Raw genomic sequence first — 16,910 nt, forward strand, 5'->3', positions numbered from 1 at the left:
ATTCCTGCGCCAGCCGATTCGCGAAAAAAAACCGCCCGGCGGCAGCGTACCGGCGGGCGGGGTTAAAAGCCTGAGGCGATCGGTGTCAGAAGTTCCAGTACATCGAGGACTGCCAGAGGACCGCCGACTCATGCTTCGGCACCAGCGTCGGGTTATCCTGCCAGGTGATACCGTTGATCCAGTAAATCCCTTTCGTCACGCGCAGGGCGTGCGACAGGGAGATGGCGTTGATGCTCTGTGGCGCCTCCATTCCCGCCTCGCCGACATAATCGCGGAACTTCTTACTGATAAAGGAGCGGGTGTAGCCCAGCGAGGTCATATCCTGCTCGCGGCCGGGAAACAGGCCGATGTCAAAGAAGGTCACCTGGAAGTCGCTGGTGTAAGCATTGCGATCGTCCGGCGCGTAGTCCGCTTTCACATCGAGATACAGCCCCAGCGGAAGCCCTTTTTTCGGCTGGGTCAGCTGCATGGTGTTGGCGACGTAGAACGCATAGTTACTACTGCTGTCGCCGGGCTGGTCAAAATACTGGTAGTGCGAGGTGTTATAGATAGCCCCGGCGCGGAACCACAGCGATCGCTGCGACTCGCCCGCCGCCTGCTTAAAGCCAAACTCATTCACCAGGATCGGGTTGGCGCCATCGACGTGCCATTTCAGCCCCGAGGGGTTCTGCTCCACGTCGTCGAGGTGTCCGGCAGGCGACATACTGCGGCTGACGGCAAAGTTGTTATAGAATTTCTTATCGCTGTCGCGGACGATGGCGGTGAAGGTCGGCGTCGGCGCATTGAGGCTGATCCCCACCTGCACCGGTATCACGCTGGTCGGCCCCAGCGCGGCTGAGGAGGAGTTGCCCCCCAGCACCATGCCGTAAAACTGACGAATTAACGGATAAAAACCATACTGCAGCTCCAGCTGGCCGTTTAATAAGGGCTGGTTCACCGCCAGCACCGCAATATTATGCAGTTCCGGATAGCTGTCATGATAATTCGAGGTCGCCCACTGGGGAGAAAAAGTAAATTGCGCGTCTTTGCTAAAACCAATTCGACTTAAATCATAGGTGACGTTCAGCGACATATTTTGTGACCAGGTAAAATTCTGCCCGGCATATTGTTGCGGGTCGGCGGACTGGCCTTTCAGATCGTACATCACCATCGGGTTCCAGCTTAACTGGACACCCCAGCCACGGTCGGCCAGCGCGCTGCGAAAGCCACCAATATCGCCGATGAGCGATTCGCAGGTCGACGGAGGGCTGACGACCTGCGCTGAGCGGGTATTCAGTTTATCCAGTTGCTCACAGGTCCAGGTATCGGCCAGCGCGGTGCTGGAGAATATCGCCAGCGTCAGCGCCGAAAGTGGAAAAACTATTTTCTTACTTACGTCGGTACAGCAGAGACTCATAATAAACCCTCATTTTTATTTTTTGCAGGTAAGATGCGCCATATCGTGAAAAATAAATTGGTCACAATATGTTTATTAACAGGGATTAATTAGGCTGAAAGTTAACGCTAAATAAGGTGTACACTTTTTCTAAATAATGGCCTCCCCTTCCCGCCGGAAGACCGGCGGGCGTGTGGTAATGATGTCGTCAGGTGAAATTAACGAGCCAGCGCGCGGCGGCCCCCTATCCGGGCGCTGGCGATACCCGTCGCGCCGGCGATAGCCAGCGTCAGCAGCGCAAACAGCAGCAGGCTGTCCTGCATGCTGCCGGTCATGCCATTCAGCAAGGTCATCAGAACCGGGCTGATGAACATGCCGAGGAAAAAGAAGGTGTGCCAAATGCCGATCCCCGTCGCCCGGTGCGGCGCCGGCAAGGCTTTCATCATCCAGGCCAGCATCAGAGGGATCAGCATTCCGTTACCGACCTGCGCGACGAACGCTGCCGCCACGCCGGCCAGCGGATTGTGGGCCACGGCGATAAACAGCAGCCCGAGGCCAAAAATGGCGTAAAAAAGGAAAAACTGCCTGTCGACGCGCTGCCTGGCGTTGCGGCCATACAGCCAGGCGCCCAGCGGCACGCCAATGCCGGCAACGGCGGTAGCGATGCCAATCTGGCTGCTGGAGGTCAGCCCGAGCTGACTGAACACCTGGCTTATCTGCAGCGGTTCGAGAAAATAGAGGATCGCGCTGGCGAGGGTAATCAGGCCGATCGCCGCCATTTTGCGCCGTGGAAAAGCGACAGCCTCTTCGCCAGCGACACTGTCCACGCGACGGCGCGTCGCCGGCTCTGCGGTGAACAGACACAGGCCGATAAAGACCGGGATCGCCAGAGCATACAGGTAGATCGGACCATACCAGCCCAGGGTTCCCAGCAGGCCAGCCCCCAGCACGATCAGCGTCGACAGTATCGACCCTATGCCGCTCTGCACCGCCAGCCATTTGCTGCGCGCCTCACCGGTAAAGTAGTCGCCAATCAGCGCATTGGCGGTGGTAAGAATAAAGGCGTCGGCAATACCCATCACCAGCCGCGCCAGCAAAATGGCATACAGATCGTCGAGCATCACCGGCAGCAGGCCAAACCCTGCGTACAGAGCGGTGGCAGCAATCAGCAGGCGGCGACGGCTCAGGCGATCGCCTACCATCCCCGCCAGCGGAGCCAGCAGCGCCATGCTCGCCGCCGGTATGGTGATGATCATCGGCACCAGCAGCTGGGCGTGCGGCTGCGCGGCAAAATGACTGAACAGGAGCGGCATCACCGGCAGCATGGTCAAGGTCCCCATGATCGGCAACAGTGCCGCCAACATCAGTAACATCGCCTGTACGGCCCCCGCCTCGCGCGGGGTTGCTGAAACTTTGTGCATCACCATCTTCCGCTCTCCATCACTGCTCTTTATTTAGAATATGAATTACAGTTCTATTTTTTATCGGTAAAAAAAGGCGTTTTACGCCCCGGCTTAATGGCTGGAAACGCATCAACGAACTCAGCACATATACCGTTCTACCCTACCGGATGCAGGTGGCATGGACTGCGATTGCTATCACAATTAATACAATGCATTCACATTAAATTAACATAATCATCGACGCCTTCAGGCGTCGACAATCGCCACCGCGCGAATAAACCCGGCCGAGCCGCGGCGGATCTTGTAGGGAAAACAGCTCACCCAGAAGCCGTGGTCGGGAAGCTGCTCCAGGTTACTCAGCTTCTCCATTTGCCCATAGGCGATCTCCCTGCCGGCTTTATGCCCCTCCCAGATCAGCCCGGCGTCGCCGCTGGCCTGAAAGCGTTCGCGGGTAAAGTGGAAGGGTGCATCCCAGCTCCAGGCGTCGGTGCCAACCACCCGTACCCCCTGCTCCAGCAGCCACAGCGTCGCCGCCCGGCCAATGCCGCAGCCGCGCTGCAGGTAATCCGGCTGGCCGTAGCGGGCGCCGGCCGCGGTATTGATCAACACAATATCCAGCGGCGACAGGCAATAGTCTATTCGCGCCAGCTCGCGCTGCAGATCCTCCGGCTGCAGGATCGCCCCGTCGGCGACATGGCGAAAATCCAACCGGACGCCGGGGCGCAGGCACCACTCCAGCGGCAGCTCATCGATGCCAAACGCCGGTTCGCCGCCGTTGGTGGTCGAGCTGTAGTGCCAGGGGGCATCCATATGGGTGCCATTGTGCGGCGTCACGGTCAGGCGCTCCGAGGCCCAGGCCTCCTCTCCCGGCATCTGCGCTTTTTCCAGCCCCGGGAACATCGCCGCCATTTCCGGCCATCCCTGCTGATGATCCTGATACTCAATGCTCGGCAGCAGCGGCGGCGGATCGGTCCAGGGATTGTTGTCCAGGGTGACGGAGAGGTCGACCAGCCGACGCCCCTGTAAAAGATTGATCATGGTTTACTCCGTTAACATCACAACGTGTTGATCCAGTACGCCAAACAGCGGCCGGCCATCGGGGGCGTGGGCTTCCATCGTCACCCGCTCCCCCGGGGATAAAAACGGCGTGCGCGGCTCGCCGAAGGCCAGCATCTCTATGGCCCGCACCTCGGCGATACAGCTGGCGCCGCGGCTGGCATCCGGCCCGGACACCGTGCCGGAACCCACCACCGTCCCGGCGCGCAGACGGCGGGTCTGCGCCGCATGGGCAATCAGTTCGCCAAAATGGAAATGCATCTCGCTACCCGACTGGCAGCCAAACGGCTTGCCATTGCGGGTCACCTGCAGCGTCAGCGCCGCCCGCCCGTGCTGCCAGGCCTGTCCCAGTTCATCCGGGGTAAGGGCCACCGGTGCAAAGGCCGAGGCGGGTTTGGCGTGAATAAAACCAAACCCGGTCTGCATCTCGCGCGGCGCCAGCGCCCGCAGACTGATATCGTTAAGCAAGACGATCAGGCGGATACAGCTCAGCGCCTGTTGCGGCGAGCAGCCCTGCGGCACCTCGTCGACGACTACCGCGAACTCGCCCTCAAAGTCGAGGCCATCCTCGACCCGGCGGCAGACTATCCCGGCGTGGGGGGCAAGAAAGTCGTCCCCGCTGCCCTGATACATCAGCGGCGTCTGGTCGGCGCCGGCAATCGGCGGCAGGTGAAAGGCCCGCTGCATGCGCTCGCCATGGCTCAGGAAGGCCGAACCGTCCAGCCACTGCCACGCCCGGGGCAGCGGCGCCATCAGGCGCCGGGGATCATAGGGCTGCGCCGCCGGATAGCGGCGCGCATTGAGCGCCTGATAGCGCGCCTGCAGCGCAGGCCACACCCGCGCGGCCTGCTCCAGCGCCTGCTGAAGCGTCGGAGCGATGTCCGCCGCATCGGCCATCAGCGTCAAATCGCCTGAGACCACCACCAGGCAGCCGTCGCGTTCACCGTTATCTCGTGTTGCCAGTTTCATGACCTGCCTCCTCCAGCAGACATAGCCAGCCGTCGACGTCCACGTCGCCAGCCAGCGGACTCAGACGTTGGCCAGCGCAGGCGCCCTGCACGCAGAGGCCGCTGTCCGGCATAAAAATCGCCCCGTGGGCGAAGCAGACCAGCCGGTCGCCCCGGGCGTTGAGAAAAGCGTCCTGCCGCCAGTTCATCGGGGTATCGAGATGCGGACAGCGGTTGCGCCACAGATAGAGCGTTCCCTGATAGCGGCAGGCAATCACCGTCGCCTGCCCGCTGCCCGTGGGGTCAAATCCCCGCGCCTGGCCCTCAGCCAGGCTGTCGGCACGGCACAGGCGAACCATCAGCGGGCGTTATCCGGACCGGGAGCCCACTTCTCGCGATACCCCAGCAGGAAATATTGCGAGTTATCGGCCCCCGGCAGCGCTTCGCGCGGCTGCCAGTGGTCATCGTGCTGATCCATATCGGCGTCGTATTCGATATGACACCCGAGCGGGCTGTTGAAGTACCAGAACCAGTTCGATCCCAGCTGATGGCGCCCCGGTCCCCAGAAGGTCTGATACCCCTTCTGCTGAAAGCGGCTGCCGGCCATCATCAACTCGGTGGGCCCGCCGAGGTGGAAGGTAAAGTGTTCAATGCCGGTCATAAACGGCGGGGCCTGGATCAGAAACAGGGTATGGTGATCCTGGGTGCCGGCGGGTCGCAGGAAGGGGCCGACGTGGGTGAAGCGATCGGTACAGACAAAGCCCAGCCGTTGATAAAAAGCTTCCGCGCGCGCGGCGTCCGGCACAAAATAGACCACATGGGAGAGCGAACGCGGCTCCGCCGCCATGTCGGCGCTGGCCCCGGTCTGATTGACCGGCCGCCCGGCGCGATCCCCCGGAGCGTTGATTTTCTCACCTTCCCGCTGCAGCGGCTGGCGCTGGCTGACGCGAAACCCGAGGGCAAAGCCGGCATCATCGACGCAGCGCAGCACGCCGTCGGCGCCAAGTTTCACCTCGCGATCGCGGCGCAGCGTCTCGGCAATAGCCTCAAGCGTGGCGCTATCCGCCACGCCATAGACGGTTTCCCGCAGCTGGCTGCCGCTGGGCAGCGCCGCGGGCAGCGACGGATCGTCACGTCCCCGCAGCAACACCCCGGTGCCATCCAGCGCGCTAAAGAAACCGTTCTCCTGCTCGCGTAAACCGTAGTCGATAAGAAACTGTCGACAGCCCGCCAGGTCATCGACGCCAAATACCAGATAATCCGGACCAAGAATATTCATCGCGGTTGTTCCTTATGCGTGTTCAGGCCACCCGGCCGCCGAGGGCTTCCGCCACCCAGTCAGCGATGTAGTGCCCGGCGTTAATTGAGTTGTCGAAGCTGGAGTGCTGCACACCGCCCTCGCGGTCAGTGAAAATTTTCAGCTCGCGGCGCGGGCTGTTCACCAGTTGGTCGTAGGTGCGCTGCGCCCATTTCACCGGGATCTGCGAGTCCTTTTCACCATGGGTGACGAGAAAAGGCACCCGTATGCGGTCAAGAATGCCGTCGAGATGGACGTTCTCCGCGATGCGCATAAAAGCGTCGATATCCTCGCCGCCCCACACCCAGCGCACGTGCTGCCAGTAGTGCGGTACCGGAAAATCCCCTTCGCGTTCGCGGCGGCGCTGCTGCACCTCTCGCCAGTCGTGATTGGCGCCCCATACCACGCCGCAGGCGAAGCGCGGCTCAAACGCCACCGCCCGCGGGCAGTAATAGCCGCCCAGCGAGACCCCTTCCATGCCGATGCGCCCGGCATCCACCTCCGGGTGCTGTTCCAGCCAGTCAACGATGCGGCTGGCCCAGTGCTCGCTGTCATAGCGGGCCTGCATGTCGTGAAGACGTAGCGCTTCGCCGGTTCCCGGCTGGTCGACCACCAGCGAGGAGACGCCGCGCCGCGCCAGCCACTGCGGCAGCCCAACCAGATATTTCATCTCTTTGGTGGAGTCGAGACCGTTGACCTGCACCAGCAGCGGCGCGCGGCCGGTCATCCCTTCGGCGCGGACATAAAGCGCCGACAGGGTTTTGCCCTCGTAGGGGATAGTCACCCGCTGACAGTTAGCATGGGTATGGTGCAGCCCGGCGGCAAAGACATCGAGAAAGCGGCGGTACAGCGCATCGCGGTCCGGCGCGCCATGCGCCTGCAGACGCTCGCAGGTCAGGTAATAGTTGGCCGCCCGAAGATACTTCTCGCCTGCCGACAACCGCCGTCCCCGCGCTTCATCTTCGCCCGCCAGCGCGCATAATTTATCGGCCATGCGGGACCAGGTTTCCCGGAACGCGCGGGTGCCTTCGGCGTCGGGATGCTCGGACGCGGCCAATAGCGGCGCGCACATCTCTTCGATCTCACCGATGCGGGCGCCCATCTCGATGGAGAGATCCACCGACAGGTTCCAGACATAGTTTTTAGGGAAATAGCGAAACATAGGGTCATCCTTCAACATTCAGTCGCAATCGCTGTAGCGCAGGCACTGTCACATAAAGCACCTGCGGGCGACCAATCATGTCTCAGGATGTCAGGTATCGACGGGAACAATACCAGTGGGTTAGCGTGCGCTGGCGACGATTTTCGCTTTCAGCCAGCCGAAGATAGGATCGTTATCCAGCGAGCGGTGCCAGCCGATAAATTCGCGCATCACCGGCAGCGTCACCGGGACCGGGAAAAGACGCAGCGGCAGCATCGCCGCGTACTGCTCCGCCAGCCGCCGGTGCAGCGTGGCGATCCGCGAGGTGCCGATCAGCAGCTGCGGAACGCAGTGGTAGCTGTGGGTCACCACCTCGATACGGCGGCTGAGCCCCGACTCGGCAAACAGATTGCCCTCCAGCCCCGGCTGCCGCTCGCGGCCAAAGACCACCGACACGTGCCCCAGCTGTTGCCAGGCATCGAGGGTCAGCGCCTCGCCGGTGTGGGGATTGTCCGCCCAGGCCAGGCAGACAAACTCTTCGTCAAACAGCGCTTCGGCGGGATGGTCGGCGGCCATAAAACGCTCCGGCGCCACGATGATATCCAGCTCGCCGCGGTTGAGCATGCCGGTGGACTGGGCGTCCGGCGAGAAAAACTCAAAGGTCATATTCGGCGCCTGCAGGTGCACCGTTTGCAGCGCATCCTTCAGCATCACGTTGATCACGTAATCCGAGGCCATAATGCGGAAATGGCGCTTGCTGGTTGCCGGCTCATCCACCGGCCGTCGGGCAATAGAGGTCTGAATTTTCATCAGCACGTCGCGGACCGGCTCCCGCAGCTCTTCCGCCAGCGGCGTGGGCCGCATCTTTCTGCCCACCTGGGTGAGCAAATCATCCTCAAAGTAGGTGCGTAACCGGTTGAGCACCCCGCTGGTGGCAGACTGGGTCATATGCAACCGGCCCGCGGCGCGGGTGATGTTCTGTTCGTCAAGTAACACATCCAGTGCCACCAGTAAGTTCAGATCAAGATGTTGGTAACGCATGGGTCCCCCGGCGAGAAATGGCGTGCTTATCCTGTGGCTTAATTTAACTTTTCTGCAACTTTTTGTTTTCAATTTCCACGGCGATATCGTTTTTTGCGATAGCGATCATTCTTTATCGCGATTAGTCAGCGCGCCGCTCGGTTGGTTAACGTCCTGTTCTCTGTCCCCTCGAGAAAACAGCTACGATGAACATCAATAACGCATTAATCGTTGGCGGCGGTATCGGCGGTCTGTGTACCGCCATCGCCCTCCGCCAGGCCGGCGTCGCCGTCGATGTCGTAGAGATCCAACCGCAGTGGCGGGTCTACGGCGTCGGTATCATTCAGCAGAACAATGTCGTGCGCGAAATGCAGCGGCTTGGGGTGCTGGAACGCTATCTGGACGCCGCCTGGCCGTTTGACAGCGTCTCGGTGCACACCCTGAGCGGCCAGCAGCTAGCCAGCTTTCCCGGCCAGCGGCTGGCCGGTGAACAGTTCCCGGCCAACGTCGGCATCTCCCGCCTGGCCCTGCACAACGTACTCTGTTCCACCGCCCGGGAGCTGGGGGTCCGACTGACCACCGGCGAGAGCATTGACGCCTTCCGTCAGGTTGACGATGCGGTTGAGGTGAGCTTCAGCCGTGGCGGTCAGGGGCGCTACGATCTGCTGGTGGGCGCCGATGGGATCTACTCCCGGGTGCGCGGCATGCTGTACGGCGAGCGCTATCGCCCCCGCTTTACCGGTCAGGGCGTATGGCGCTACAACTTTCCGCGACCGCCGGAGGTGGACCATCTGATGTGCTTTATGGGCGAGACCTGCAACTGCGGGCTGGTGCCGCTGGGGGACGATCTGATGTATCTGTTTATCACCTCCCACGAAGCGGATAACCCCCGCTACGCCCGCGATCAGCTGGCGGCGGAGATGCGCCGCCGTCTGCCGCCCGGTGCGGGGTTGCCGGGCAGCCTGCGCGAGCATATCGTTAACAACGACGAGGTCGTCTATAAGCCGCTGGAAGAGCTGTTCGTCGACGATCCCTGGTATCAGGGACGCATCGTGCTGGTGGGCGACGCGGTTCACGCTACCACTCCGCATCTCGGTCAGGGGGCGGGCATGGCGATTGAGGATGCCATCGTGCTGCGCGAAGCGCTGCAGCAGACCGACAGCGTCGCAGCCGCGCTGGCGCATTTTGACGCCCGCCGCCGGCCGCGCTGTCAGCAGATCTGGGCCGCCTCGCTGCAGGTGGGCGAGAGCGAGATCCACCGCGATCGCCATTTTGACCGCCAGCGGGCGATGGGCGATATGATGACCCTGACGGCGAAGCCGATATAAGCCCTGCCCGGCGCCCTCCGCCGGCCACGCTGGCGGATTATTCCCCGGTTCATTGGCCGGCACGATCGCCATCGCATCCCCCTTTCACCAGGCGCTGATCTTCCTGCACAAACTCTCCACCATCACGATTGCGGAAAAAACCATTAAAGCGAATCGCTAACGACCGCGCCGCCCGGCGAGCTGTCCACACCTGCGGCGCCTAACCCTGTGGATAACCTGGAGGCAGTTGTCCGGCAGCCCCAGCACAAGCGGGCTACCGGCTGCCGTTCGTTTTTTGAACAGGAAAACCGCCGCCACGGCGGAGGGAAGCGCCCGCCCCGCTTAATAATTCCACTTCGGCCGCGCCACCGTGTTCTTCTTCAGCAGATCGCGGAACGCTTTCAGATAGGGTTCATTGCTGCGCCCGCGCTTACAGATAGCCGAGAACGGCGACTGAAAGCCAAACTCGTTGGGCAGCAGCACCCGCAGGCGGTTCTCTTTGATCCACGGCCAGGCGTAATGCTCCGGCAGATAGCCAATATATTTTCCCGAGAGGATCAGCAGCAGCTGGGCGTCGACGGTCTCAACGGTGGCGCTGCCTTTGCTGAAGCCCCGGCGGCGGAGATCGCTGGTGTTCCAGTAGCTGCGGGTCACCAGCGGGCACTGGCTGATCTGCTCTTTATCGAGCTGGCGGCTGAAGAACATCGGGTGCAGATCGCTGCAGTAGAGCCAGTGCTGCTCGCGGTACAGCGGCTCGCTGATGATGTTATGCACCTGCGAGTTGTAGCTGCCGATGGCCAGGTCGATATGGTTGTTCAGCACCCCGTTCAGTTGCTCCGCCGGGGTGCGAATAATCAGTTTGATATGCACATGGGGAAATTTGTCGCTGAAGCTGCGCAGAACCACCGGCAGCGAGAGCGCCGTTTCGGTCTCGATGGAGTCGAGCGTCGAGATGCACAGGGTGCCGCTGTGCTCCCCTTTAAGCAGGGCCGACTGCCGCTCCAGCTCATTGAGTTCGCTCAGCACGCGGATCGCCTGCTGTAAAAACTGCTGACCTTTCTCGGTCAGGGAAAAGCCGCCGCGCCCGCGCTGACAGAGGGTGAAGCCGAGCTGTCCCTCCAGTTGCGACATCGCATTGCTGATGGCGGAGACCGAAATGCCCAGCTCCTGCTGGGCCCGGCTGTAGCTCTCCAGGCGGGCCACCGCCTCGAAAACCTGCAGCTGGCGAATATTGAGGCTGGCGTCATTATGCATCGTATTTAGTTCACCAATAAATGAACTGAGTATTTACGCCAGACGATGTAAAGTCCAGCGCGGGTTGCGCACTATCTCTCCTGTTACGTTTCATCCGTCAGATTCAGGAGCAGACATGGATAACCTCTTTCACCAACCGCAGGGTGGCAATGAGATGCCACGCTTCGCCGGCCGCGCCACGATGATGCGCCTGCCGTTTATCGAAGATTTACAGGGACTTGATGCGGCGTTTGTCGGCATTCCGCTGGATATCGGCACCTCGCAGCGCTCAGGTACGCGCTACGGACCACGCTATATTCGCGCCGAATCGGTGATGATCCGTCCGTACAATATGGCGACCGGCGCCGCGCCGTTCGACTCGCTGTCGGTGGCCGATATCGGCGATGTGCCGATCAATACCTACAGTTTGCTCAAATCGGTGCAAATTATCGAAGATTACTACACCGGTTTGAATAGTTATCCGCTGATCCCCCTCACCCTCGGCGGGGACCATACCATTACCCTGCCGATCCTGCGGGCGCTGACCAAAAAACATGGGCCGGTGGGGCTCATCCATGTCGACGCCCATACCGACACCAATGATGAGATGTTCGGTGAGAAAATCGCCCACGGCACCACCTTCCGCCGCGCCGTTGAGGAGGGACTGCTCGACCTCAAACGGGTGGTGCAGATTGGCCAGCGCGCCCAGGGCTACGCCGCCGGCGACTTCCAGTGGGGCGTTGACCAGGGCTTTCGCCTGGTGCAGGCGGAGCAGTGCTGGCATATCTCGCTGGCGCCGCTGATGGCCGAAGTCCGCCAGCAGATGGGCGACGGGCCGGTGTATCTCAGCTTTGATATCGACAGCCTCGATCCCATCTGGGCTCCGGGAACCGGGACGCCGGAAGTTGGCGGTCTGACCTCCATTCAGGCGCTGGAGATCGTCCGCGGCTGCCGCAGCCTGAACCTGATTGGCGCCGATCTGGTGGAGGTCTCGCCCCCCTACGACGTGAGCGGTAATACCTCCCAGCTGGCGGCCAACCTGCTGTACGAGATGCTCTGCGTCCTGCCCGGCGTGAAGTACGCCTGAGGAAGCCGCCATGGAGCTGAAATGCTTTCGCACCCTCTGGGGAGTGACGACCCCCTGGCCGCAAACGCTGGATGAACTGCAGCGCGTCGGCTGCTGCGGTATCGAAGCCCGCGTCCCGTTGACGGCGGAGGAGCGGCGGCAGCTCGCCGACCGCCTGCAGGCGTCGGGGCTGGAGTATATCGCCATCCTCTTCAGCGGCGGTGGGGTGCTCCCCGCCCAGCATGAAACGCCGGAACAGCATCTGGCGCGCCTGCAGACCCGCTTCGCCGAGGCCAGCGGTCTCAACCCGCGCTTTGTCAATCTGCTGGCGGGCAACGATCGCTGGCCGCTGGCGCAGCAGGTCGATTTTCTCGGCAGGGCGCACGAGCTGGCCGCCGGGTTTGGGTTGACCTGCAGCTTTGAAACCCATCGCGCCACCTCGCTGTACAGCCCGTGGCTCACCCTGGAGATTGTTCAGCAACTCCCCCAGTTGCGCTTTACCGCCGACATCAGCCACTGGGTGGTGGTCAGCGAGCGCTTGCTGGATGACCCCTGCGATGACTTCAGCGCCTTTATCGACCGCGTGCATCACGTGCAGGCCCGGGTGGGCTACGACCAGGGGCCGCAGGTGCCGCACCCGGCGGCGCCGGAGTATCAGCCGGCGCTGGCCTTTGCCGAGCGCTTCTGGGAGCAAATCTGGCATTCACAGCGCCGGCGCGGCTATCAGCAAACTACCCTGACGCCGGAGTTTGGCGCCGACGGCTATCTGCACCACCTGCCGTTCACCAACGTTCCGGTGGCCGATCTCTGGTCGCTCAACGCCTGGATGGCCGCGCGCCAGCAGGCCCACTTTCAGCAGTTTTTAACGCTCACTGAACAGGAACCGCAGCCATGACCGCCGTGAAGCACGCTTTTACTGAACTCCCGACCATCGATATCCGCGATCTGGCCGGCGACGATCTCGCCAGGCGCCAGGCGGTGGCCGACGCCATCGGCCGCGCGGCGCGCGAGGTGGGCTTTTTCTACATCACCGGCCACGGCATCGACCCGGCGCTGATCGCCGGCGTCCGCGAGGCGGCGAAGCAGATCTTCGCCCTGCCGATGGAGGAGAAGATGAACTACTACATCGGCCGCTCCAAAAGCCATAAGGGCTACGTCCCGGAAGGAGAAGAGATCTACGGCGCCGGCAAGCCGGACCATAAAGAGGCGTTCGATATCGGCTTCCAGGCGGCGGACGACCATCCGCTGGTGCTCGCCAGTACACCGCTGATCGGCGCCAACGAGTGGCCCGATCTGCCGGATTTCCGCGCGCGGGTGCTGGCCTACTACGATGCGGTCTTCGCCCTCGGCCACCGCCTGTTCGACGCTTTCGCCCTCGCGCTCGGCCTGCCGGAAGGGTATTTCAAACCGATGGTGACCTGCCCGCCGGCTAAGCTGCGGCTAATCCATTACCCGTTTGACGCCAGCGTCGAAGATGTTCCCGGAATTGGTGCACACACCGACTATGAGTGCTTCACCCTGCTGCTCGCCGACCAGCCCGGGCTTGAAGTCCTCAATGAAGAAAGCGTGTGGATCGACGCGCCTCCTGTCACGAACGCCGCCGGAGAAGAGGCGTTCGTGATCAATATCGGCGACATGCTGGAAGTGCTCAGCGCTGGCACATTTGTTGCTACAGCCCACCGGGTGCGCAAAGTGCCGCAGGAGCGGTACTCCTTCCCGCTGTTTTTCGCCTGCGATTACCACACGCTGATCCGCCCGCTACCGACCTTTCTGGCCGCCGGCGAAGCCAGCGAATATCAGGAGCTGAGCATCGGAGAGCATATGTGGAGCCAGGCGCTGCAAACCTATCGCTATCTGCGCGAGAAGGTCAATCGCGGCGAGCTCCAGCTGCCGGAGCGCGCGCGCGGCACCAATACCTTTGGCCATTTGAAAAAACAGGCACAGCAAAAAAACCCCCTAACCCCCCGTGAGGAACCATGATGACTAGCACCCTGAAAAAAATCTCGCGCCGCGTCGCGCTTACCCTCGCCGTCAGCGCCTGTTTCTCCTCTGTCACCCAGGCGGCGGAACTGCTGACCGAGGGCGTCTTTAAGGTGGGGATGGAGGTTACCTACCCGCCGTTTGAGTCCTATGACAGCAATAACAACATCGTCGGTCTCGACCCGGAGTTCGCGACGCTGATCGCCGAGCATCTGCAGGCCAAACCGCAGCTGATCGACACCAAGTTCACCAGCCTGATCCTCGGCATCGGCAAGAAATATGACGCGGTGATCTCCGGGATGTACGTGACGCCGGAACGCCAGAAGCAGGCCGACGCCATCCCTTACGCCCTCTCCGGCGCGTCGATCATCGCCCTGAAGGGCGGCGCGGTGCAGCCGAAAACCGAAGATGAGCTGTGCGGCGTGAAGGTCGGTCTGCAGGCAGGCACCACCTGGGTGACCAGCCTGAAAAAACACTCCGATGAGTGGTGCCTGAAAAACGGTAAACCGGCCATCACCATTCAGGAGTTCCCGACGGCGCCGGAAGCCTCCCAGGCGCTGCTGTCGAAGAATATCGACGCCCAGCTCGAGATCGCCCCGGCGGCGCAGATTATCGTCGATAAGAGCCGCGGTCGCCTGGCGATAAGCTCGACGCGCCTGGTCTACCCGCTGCCGCTGGGGATCTACGTCGCCAAAGGCAACACGGAGCTGGCGGAGGCGATTAAGGCCACCCTCGCTACGCTGAAAGCCAACGGCAAATATGCCGCGCTGATCAAAAAATACAACTTAGAAAGCATCGATTAAGACAATAAGCACTGCGCAACAGGAGTCGGTATGGCGTTCGATTGGGGATACTTTTTTTCATTGTTTAGCATTGGGGCATTCTGGCAGGCGTGCGTGACCGTGATCGTGGTCAGCACCTTGTCCTGGGGGATCGGCCTGGTGGTCGGTTTTCTGCTAGCCTGCGCGAAGCTCTCGGCGCCGCGCTGGATCAAGATCCCCGTCGAACTCTATATTTGGTTTTTCCGCAGCGTGCCGCTGATGGTGCTGCTGGTGTTTGTCTACAACCTGCCGCAGCTGTTTCCGGTGACCCAGCCGCTGCTCGGGGTGCCGTTTATCGCCGGGCTGGTGTCGATGACCGTCACCGAAGCGGCCTATATGGCGGAGATCCACCGCGGCGGGCTGTTGTCGGTGGCCAAAGGGCAAAGCGAGGCGGGCCATGCGCTGAGCTTCAGCTTTATCGGCATCCAGCGGCTAATTATTATTCCTCAGGCGTTTCGCATCTCGCTGCCGACGCTGATCAATGAATACATCACCATCATTAAGCTGAGCTCGATTCTGTCGGTGGTCTCCTTACCCGAGCTGCTGCTCACCGGCCAGCGCTTGTACGCGCAAAATTTCCTCGTGATGGAGACGCTGCTGGCGGTGGCGGTGTACTACGTCATGGTGGTTACCGTCTTCACCTGGCTGTTCCGGGGGCTGGAGAATAGCCTCGATATTCAGCGCAAGCGTCCGCAAACCCTCAGCGAGGCGGAATGCCAGGCGCTGCGCCAGAGCCTGCCGGCGCTGACGGAGGAGATCAAAACTCCGGCCGTCAACGGCGCGCCGCCGGCGCTGGATCTGCGGGGCATCCGCAAATCCTGGGGTCAGCATGAGGTGCTGAAAGGCATCGACCTACAGGTGGAGAATGGGGAGGTGATCTGCATCATCGGCCCGTCCGGCTCAGGCAAAACGACCCTGATCCGCACCATCAACGCCCTCGAAAGTATTGATGGCGGGGAGATCATTCTCTACGGCGAGGACTACCTGAAAGGCGGAGCCATCGTCGATAAACGCCAGATGCGCGCCGGGGTGCGGCGTATCGGCATGGTCTTCCAGAGCTTCAACCTGTTCCCCCACCGCACGGTGCTCGACAACGTGATGCTGGCTCCGCGCTACCACCAGCTGCTGGATCAGCCGGTCGCCCGCGAGCAGGCCCTGGCGCTGCTCGACCGCGTCGGTCTGCTGGCCCACGCCCACAAATACCCCGGCCAGCTCTCCGGCGGCCAGCAGCAGCGCGTGGCGATCGCCCGGGCGCTGGCGCTGAAGCCGGACATCATGCTGTTTGACGAACCGACCTCAGCGTTGGATCCCGAGCTGGTGGGCGAGGTGCTGAAGGTCATTCAGTCGCTGGCCCGCGAAGGCATGACCATGCTGATTGTCACCCACGAGATGGATTTTGCCCTGTCGATTTCCGACCGCGTGGTGCTGATGGAGAACGGCGTGGTGCAGGCCGACATCGCCCCGCAGGTGATCCGCAGCCCGCTGGAGGCCCCTTCTCTGCAACGAATCCGTGAATTTATGGGAGTACGCTAAATGGCAACTGAGCAACACCTGCGCCAGCAGCTGGCCGCCGCCTACCGGCTGGCGGCGCTGTTCGGCTGGGAGGATACCCTCTACACCCACTTCTCCGTGCGCCTGCCCGGCGATGGCGAGCCGCGTTTTTTAATTAACCCCTTCGGCATGATGTTTGACGAAGTCACCGCCAGCAACCTGATCGTGGTGGATATGCAGGGCAAGGTCGTCGAGGGCGACGCGCCAGCTAACTCGGCGGGCTTTACCATCCACAGCGCGGTGCATATGGCCCGGGAAGACGCCCACTGCGTGATCCACACCCATACGCTGCCGGGAATGGCGGTGGCCGCCTGCGAGGACGGCCTGCTGCAGCTTAACCAGATCAGCACCGAGTTTTACCAGCGCGTCGGCTACCATCCCTATGAAGGGGTGGCCTTTGACCTCGACGAACGGGCGCGCATCCAGCGCTCGCTGGGGAATAATATCGCCATGATCCTGCAGAGCCACGGCCTGCTGTCGGTGGGCCGCACCGTGGCCGATGCGTTTTACATCATGTACTACCTGAACCGCGCCTGCGAGATCCAGATGGCCACCGCCCAGCTGGCGGCCCTCAGCCCGATCCACACCATCGCCCCGCACCTCAGCCAGCACGCCTGCGAGCAGCTGATGGGCGTGGAGCATGAACGTCAACAGGTCTGGCAGGCGTGGCTGCGCCGTCTTGACCGTCTCGATACCTCTTACAAAGACTAACG

General features: G+C 61.8%; 16 protein-coding genes. 7 read left to right on the forward strand and 9 right to left on the reverse strand.

Annotated features, from left to right (window positions below; genetic code table 11):
• Positions 1 to 85: 85 nt before the first annotated feature.
• The 8 genes from ABLV76_RS03075 to ABLV76_RS03110 all read right to left on the reverse strand — a co-directional run bounded on the left by ABLV76_RS03075 (position 86) and on the right by ABLV76_RS03110 (position 8,260).
• Positions 86 to 1,396 (reverse strand): carbohydrate porin, encoded by a 1,311-nt coding sequence (locus ABLV76_RS03075; RefSeq protein ID WP_043521376.1) that lies wholly within the window; start codon positions 1,394 to 1,396, stop codon positions 86 to 88.
• Between the two features lie 197 nt (positions 1,397 to 1,593).
• On the reverse strand, positions 1,594 to 2,796 hold the full coding sequence (locus tag ABLV76_RS03080; protein ID WP_348878179.1) for an MFS transporter: 1,203 nt from the start codon (positions 2,794 to 2,796) through the stop codon (positions 1,594 to 1,596).
• Positions 2,797 to 3,024: 228 nt separating this feature from the next.
• The gene (locus ABLV76_RS03085) at positions 3,025 to 3,816 is read right to left on the reverse strand and encodes a cyclase family protein (protein ID WP_043521374.1); all 792 of its coding nucleotides are present in this window, start codon (positions 3,814 to 3,816) and stop codon (positions 3,025 to 3,027) included.
• Positions 3,817 to 3,819: 3 nt separating this feature from the next.
• Positions 3,820 to 4,803, reverse strand: coding sequence for a fumarylacetoacetate hydrolase family protein (locus ABLV76_RS03090; protein ID WP_048295389.1), 984 nt, complete (start codon positions 4,801 to 4,803; stop codon positions 3,820 to 3,822).
• On the reverse strand, positions 4,781 to 5,140 hold the full coding sequence (locus tag ABLV76_RS03095) for a Rieske 2Fe-2S domain-containing protein (RefSeq protein WP_048295391.1): 360 nt from the start codon (positions 5,138 to 5,140) through the stop codon (positions 4,781 to 4,783). Before ABLV76_RS03095 ends, ABLV76_RS03090 begins: the two co-directional genes overlap by 23 nt.
• Positions 5,140 to 6,060 carry a VOC family protein gene (locus ABLV76_RS03100; RefSeq protein WP_043521370.1) on the reverse strand — a complete coding sequence of 307 codons (921 nt, stop codon included), beginning with the start codon at positions 6,058 to 6,060 and terminating at the stop codon, positions 5,140 to 5,142. Before ABLV76_RS03100 ends, ABLV76_RS03095 begins: the two co-directional genes overlap by 1 nt.
• Positions 6,061 to 6,082: 22 nt before the next feature.
• Positions 6,083 to 7,240 (reverse strand): prolyl oligopeptidase family serine peptidase, encoded by a 1,158-nt coding sequence (locus tag ABLV76_RS03105; protein WP_053810045.1) that lies wholly within the window; start codon positions 7,238 to 7,240, stop codon positions 6,083 to 6,085.
• Positions 7,241 to 7,360: 120 nt separating this feature from the next.
• On the reverse strand, positions 7,361 to 8,260 hold the full coding sequence (locus ABLV76_RS03110; protein ID WP_043521365.1) for a LysR family transcriptional regulator: 900 nt from the start codon (positions 8,258 to 8,260) through the stop codon (positions 7,361 to 7,363).
• A gap of 185 nt (positions 8,261 to 8,445) precedes the next feature.
• Between ABLV76_RS03110 and ABLV76_RS03115 the strand changes: the two genes are divergently transcribed.
• Positions 8,446 to 9,567: an FAD-dependent oxidoreductase gene (locus ABLV76_RS03115; RefSeq protein ID WP_319830502.1), complete on the forward strand. Its 1,122-nt coding sequence runs from the start codon at positions 8,446 to 8,448 to the stop codon at positions 9,565 to 9,567.
• Positions 9,568 to 9,888: 321 nt separating this feature from the next.
• On the opposite strand, the gene ABLV76_RS03120 is transcribed toward ABLV76_RS03115, so the two are convergent.
• Entirely contained in the window at positions 9,889 to 10,800 is a 912-nt protein-coding gene (locus ABLV76_RS03120) for a LysR family transcriptional regulator (RefSeq protein ID WP_004205760.1), read from the reverse strand.
• Positions 10,801 to 10,915: 115 nt separating this feature from the next.
• Between ABLV76_RS03120 and speB the strand changes: the two genes are divergently transcribed.
• Genes speB through ABLV76_RS03150 form a run of 6 tightly spaced genes read left to right on the forward strand, consistent with a single transcriptional unit; the run spans position 10,916 to position 16,908 of the window.
• Complete coding sequence (gene speB / locus ABLV76_RS03125; protein ID WP_348878180.1) at positions 10,916 to 11,866, forward strand: agmatinase; 951 nt, start codon at positions 10,916 to 10,918, stop codon at positions 11,864 to 11,866.
• 10 nt (positions 11,867 to 11,876) lie between these two features.
• Positions 11,877 to 12,740, forward strand: coding sequence for a TIM barrel protein (locus ABLV76_RS03130; RefSeq protein WP_048325427.1), 864 nt, complete (start codon positions 11,877 to 11,879; stop codon positions 12,738 to 12,740).
• A complete protein-coding gene (locus ABLV76_RS03135; protein ID WP_116397468.1) occupies positions 12,737 to 13,825 on the forward strand; it encodes a 2-oxoglutarate and iron-dependent oxygenase domain-containing protein in 1,089 nt (362 codons plus the stop codon). Before ABLV76_RS03130 ends, ABLV76_RS03135 begins: the two co-directional genes overlap by 4 nt.
• Positions 13,825 to 14,628, forward strand: a complete 804-nt coding sequence (locus ABLV76_RS03140; protein WP_023318954.1) for an ABC transporter substrate-binding protein — start codon at positions 13,825 to 13,827, stop codon at positions 14,626 to 14,628. Before ABLV76_RS03135 ends, ABLV76_RS03140 begins: the two co-directional genes overlap by 1 nt.
• A 30-nt stretch (positions 14,629 to 14,658) precedes the next feature.
• Positions 14,659 to 16,179 (forward strand): amino acid ABC transporter permease/ATP-binding protein, encoded by a 1,521-nt coding sequence (locus ABLV76_RS03145; protein WP_064183151.1) that lies wholly within the window; start codon positions 14,659 to 14,661, stop codon positions 16,177 to 16,179.
• Positions 16,180 to 16,908 (forward strand): class II aldolase/adducin family protein, encoded by a 729-nt coding sequence (locus tag ABLV76_RS03150; RefSeq protein WP_004899997.1) that lies wholly within the window; start codon positions 16,180 to 16,182, stop codon positions 16,906 to 16,908.
• The last annotated feature ends 2 nt before the right edge of the window (positions 16,909 to 16,910 follow it).

Origin of the sequence: Klebsiella sp. GB_Kp047, from assembly GCF_040065235.1 — a bacterium.
Taxonomy (GTDB): domain Bacteria; phylum Pseudomonadota; class Gammaproteobacteria; order Enterobacterales; family Enterobacteriaceae; genus Klebsiella; species Klebsiella quasipneumoniae.

What these genes read in the sequence shown, in the direction of transcription:
- ABLV76_RS03075 (WP_043521376.1), bottom strand. Translation starts at nt 1,396, where the DNA reads ATGAGTCTCTGCTGTACCGACGTAAGTAAGAAAATAGTTTTTCCACTT.
- ABLV76_RS03080 (WP_348878179.1), bottom strand. Translation starts at nt 2,796, where the DNA reads ATGCACAAAGTTTCAGCAACCCCGCGCGAGGCGGGGGCCGTACAGGCG.
- ABLV76_RS03085 (WP_043521374.1), bottom strand. Translation starts at nt 3,816, where the DNA reads ATGATCAATCTTTTACAGGGGCGTCGGCTGGTCGACCTCTCCGTCACC.
- ABLV76_RS03090 (WP_048295389.1), bottom strand. Translation starts at nt 4,803, where the DNA reads ATGAAACTGGCAACACGAGATAACGGTGAACGCGACGGCTGCCTGGTG.
- ABLV76_RS03095 (WP_048295391.1), bottom strand. Translation starts at nt 5,140, where the DNA reads ATGGTTCGCCTGTGCCGTGCCGACAGCCTGGCTGAGGGCCAGGCGCGG.
- ABLV76_RS03100 (WP_043521370.1), bottom strand. Translation starts at nt 6,060, where the DNA reads ATGAATATTCTTGGTCCGGATTATCTGGTATTTGGCGTCGATGACCTG.
- ABLV76_RS03105 (WP_053810045.1), bottom strand. Translation starts at nt 7,240, where the DNA reads ATGTTTCGCTATTTCCCTAAAAACTATGTCTGGAACCTGTCGGTGGAT.
- ABLV76_RS03110 (WP_043521365.1), bottom strand. Translation starts at nt 8,260, where the DNA reads ATGCGTTACCAACATCTTGATCTGAACTTACTGGTGGCACTGGATGTG.
- ABLV76_RS03115 (WP_319830502.1), top strand. Translation starts at nt 8,446, where the DNA reads ATGAACATCAATAACGCATTAATCGTTGGCGGCGGTATCGGCGGTCTG.
- ABLV76_RS03120 (WP_004205760.1), bottom strand. Translation starts at nt 10,800, where the DNA reads ATGCATAATGACGCCAGCCTCAATATTCGCCAGCTGCAGGTTTTCGAG.
- speB (WP_348878180.1), top strand. Translation starts at nt 10,916, where the DNA reads ATGGATAACCTCTTTCACCAACCGCAGGGTGGCAATGAGATGCCACGC.
- ABLV76_RS03130 (WP_048325427.1), top strand. Translation starts at nt 11,877, where the DNA reads ATGGAGCTGAAATGCTTTCGCACCCTCTGGGGAGTGACGACCCCCTGG.
- ABLV76_RS03135 (WP_116397468.1), top strand. Translation starts at nt 12,737, where the DNA reads ATGACCGCCGTGAAGCACGCTTTTACTGAACTCCCGACCATCGATATC.
- ABLV76_RS03140 (WP_023318954.1), top strand. Translation starts at nt 13,825, where the DNA reads ATGACTAGCACCCTGAAAAAAATCTCGCGCCGCGTCGCGCTTACCCTC.
- ABLV76_RS03145 (WP_064183151.1), top strand. Translation starts at nt 14,659, where the DNA reads ATGGCGTTCGATTGGGGATACTTTTTTTCATTGTTTAGCATTGGGGCA.
- ABLV76_RS03150 (WP_004899997.1), top strand. Translation starts at nt 16,180, where the DNA reads ATGGCAACTGAGCAACACCTGCGCCAGCAGCTGGCCGCCGCCTACCGG.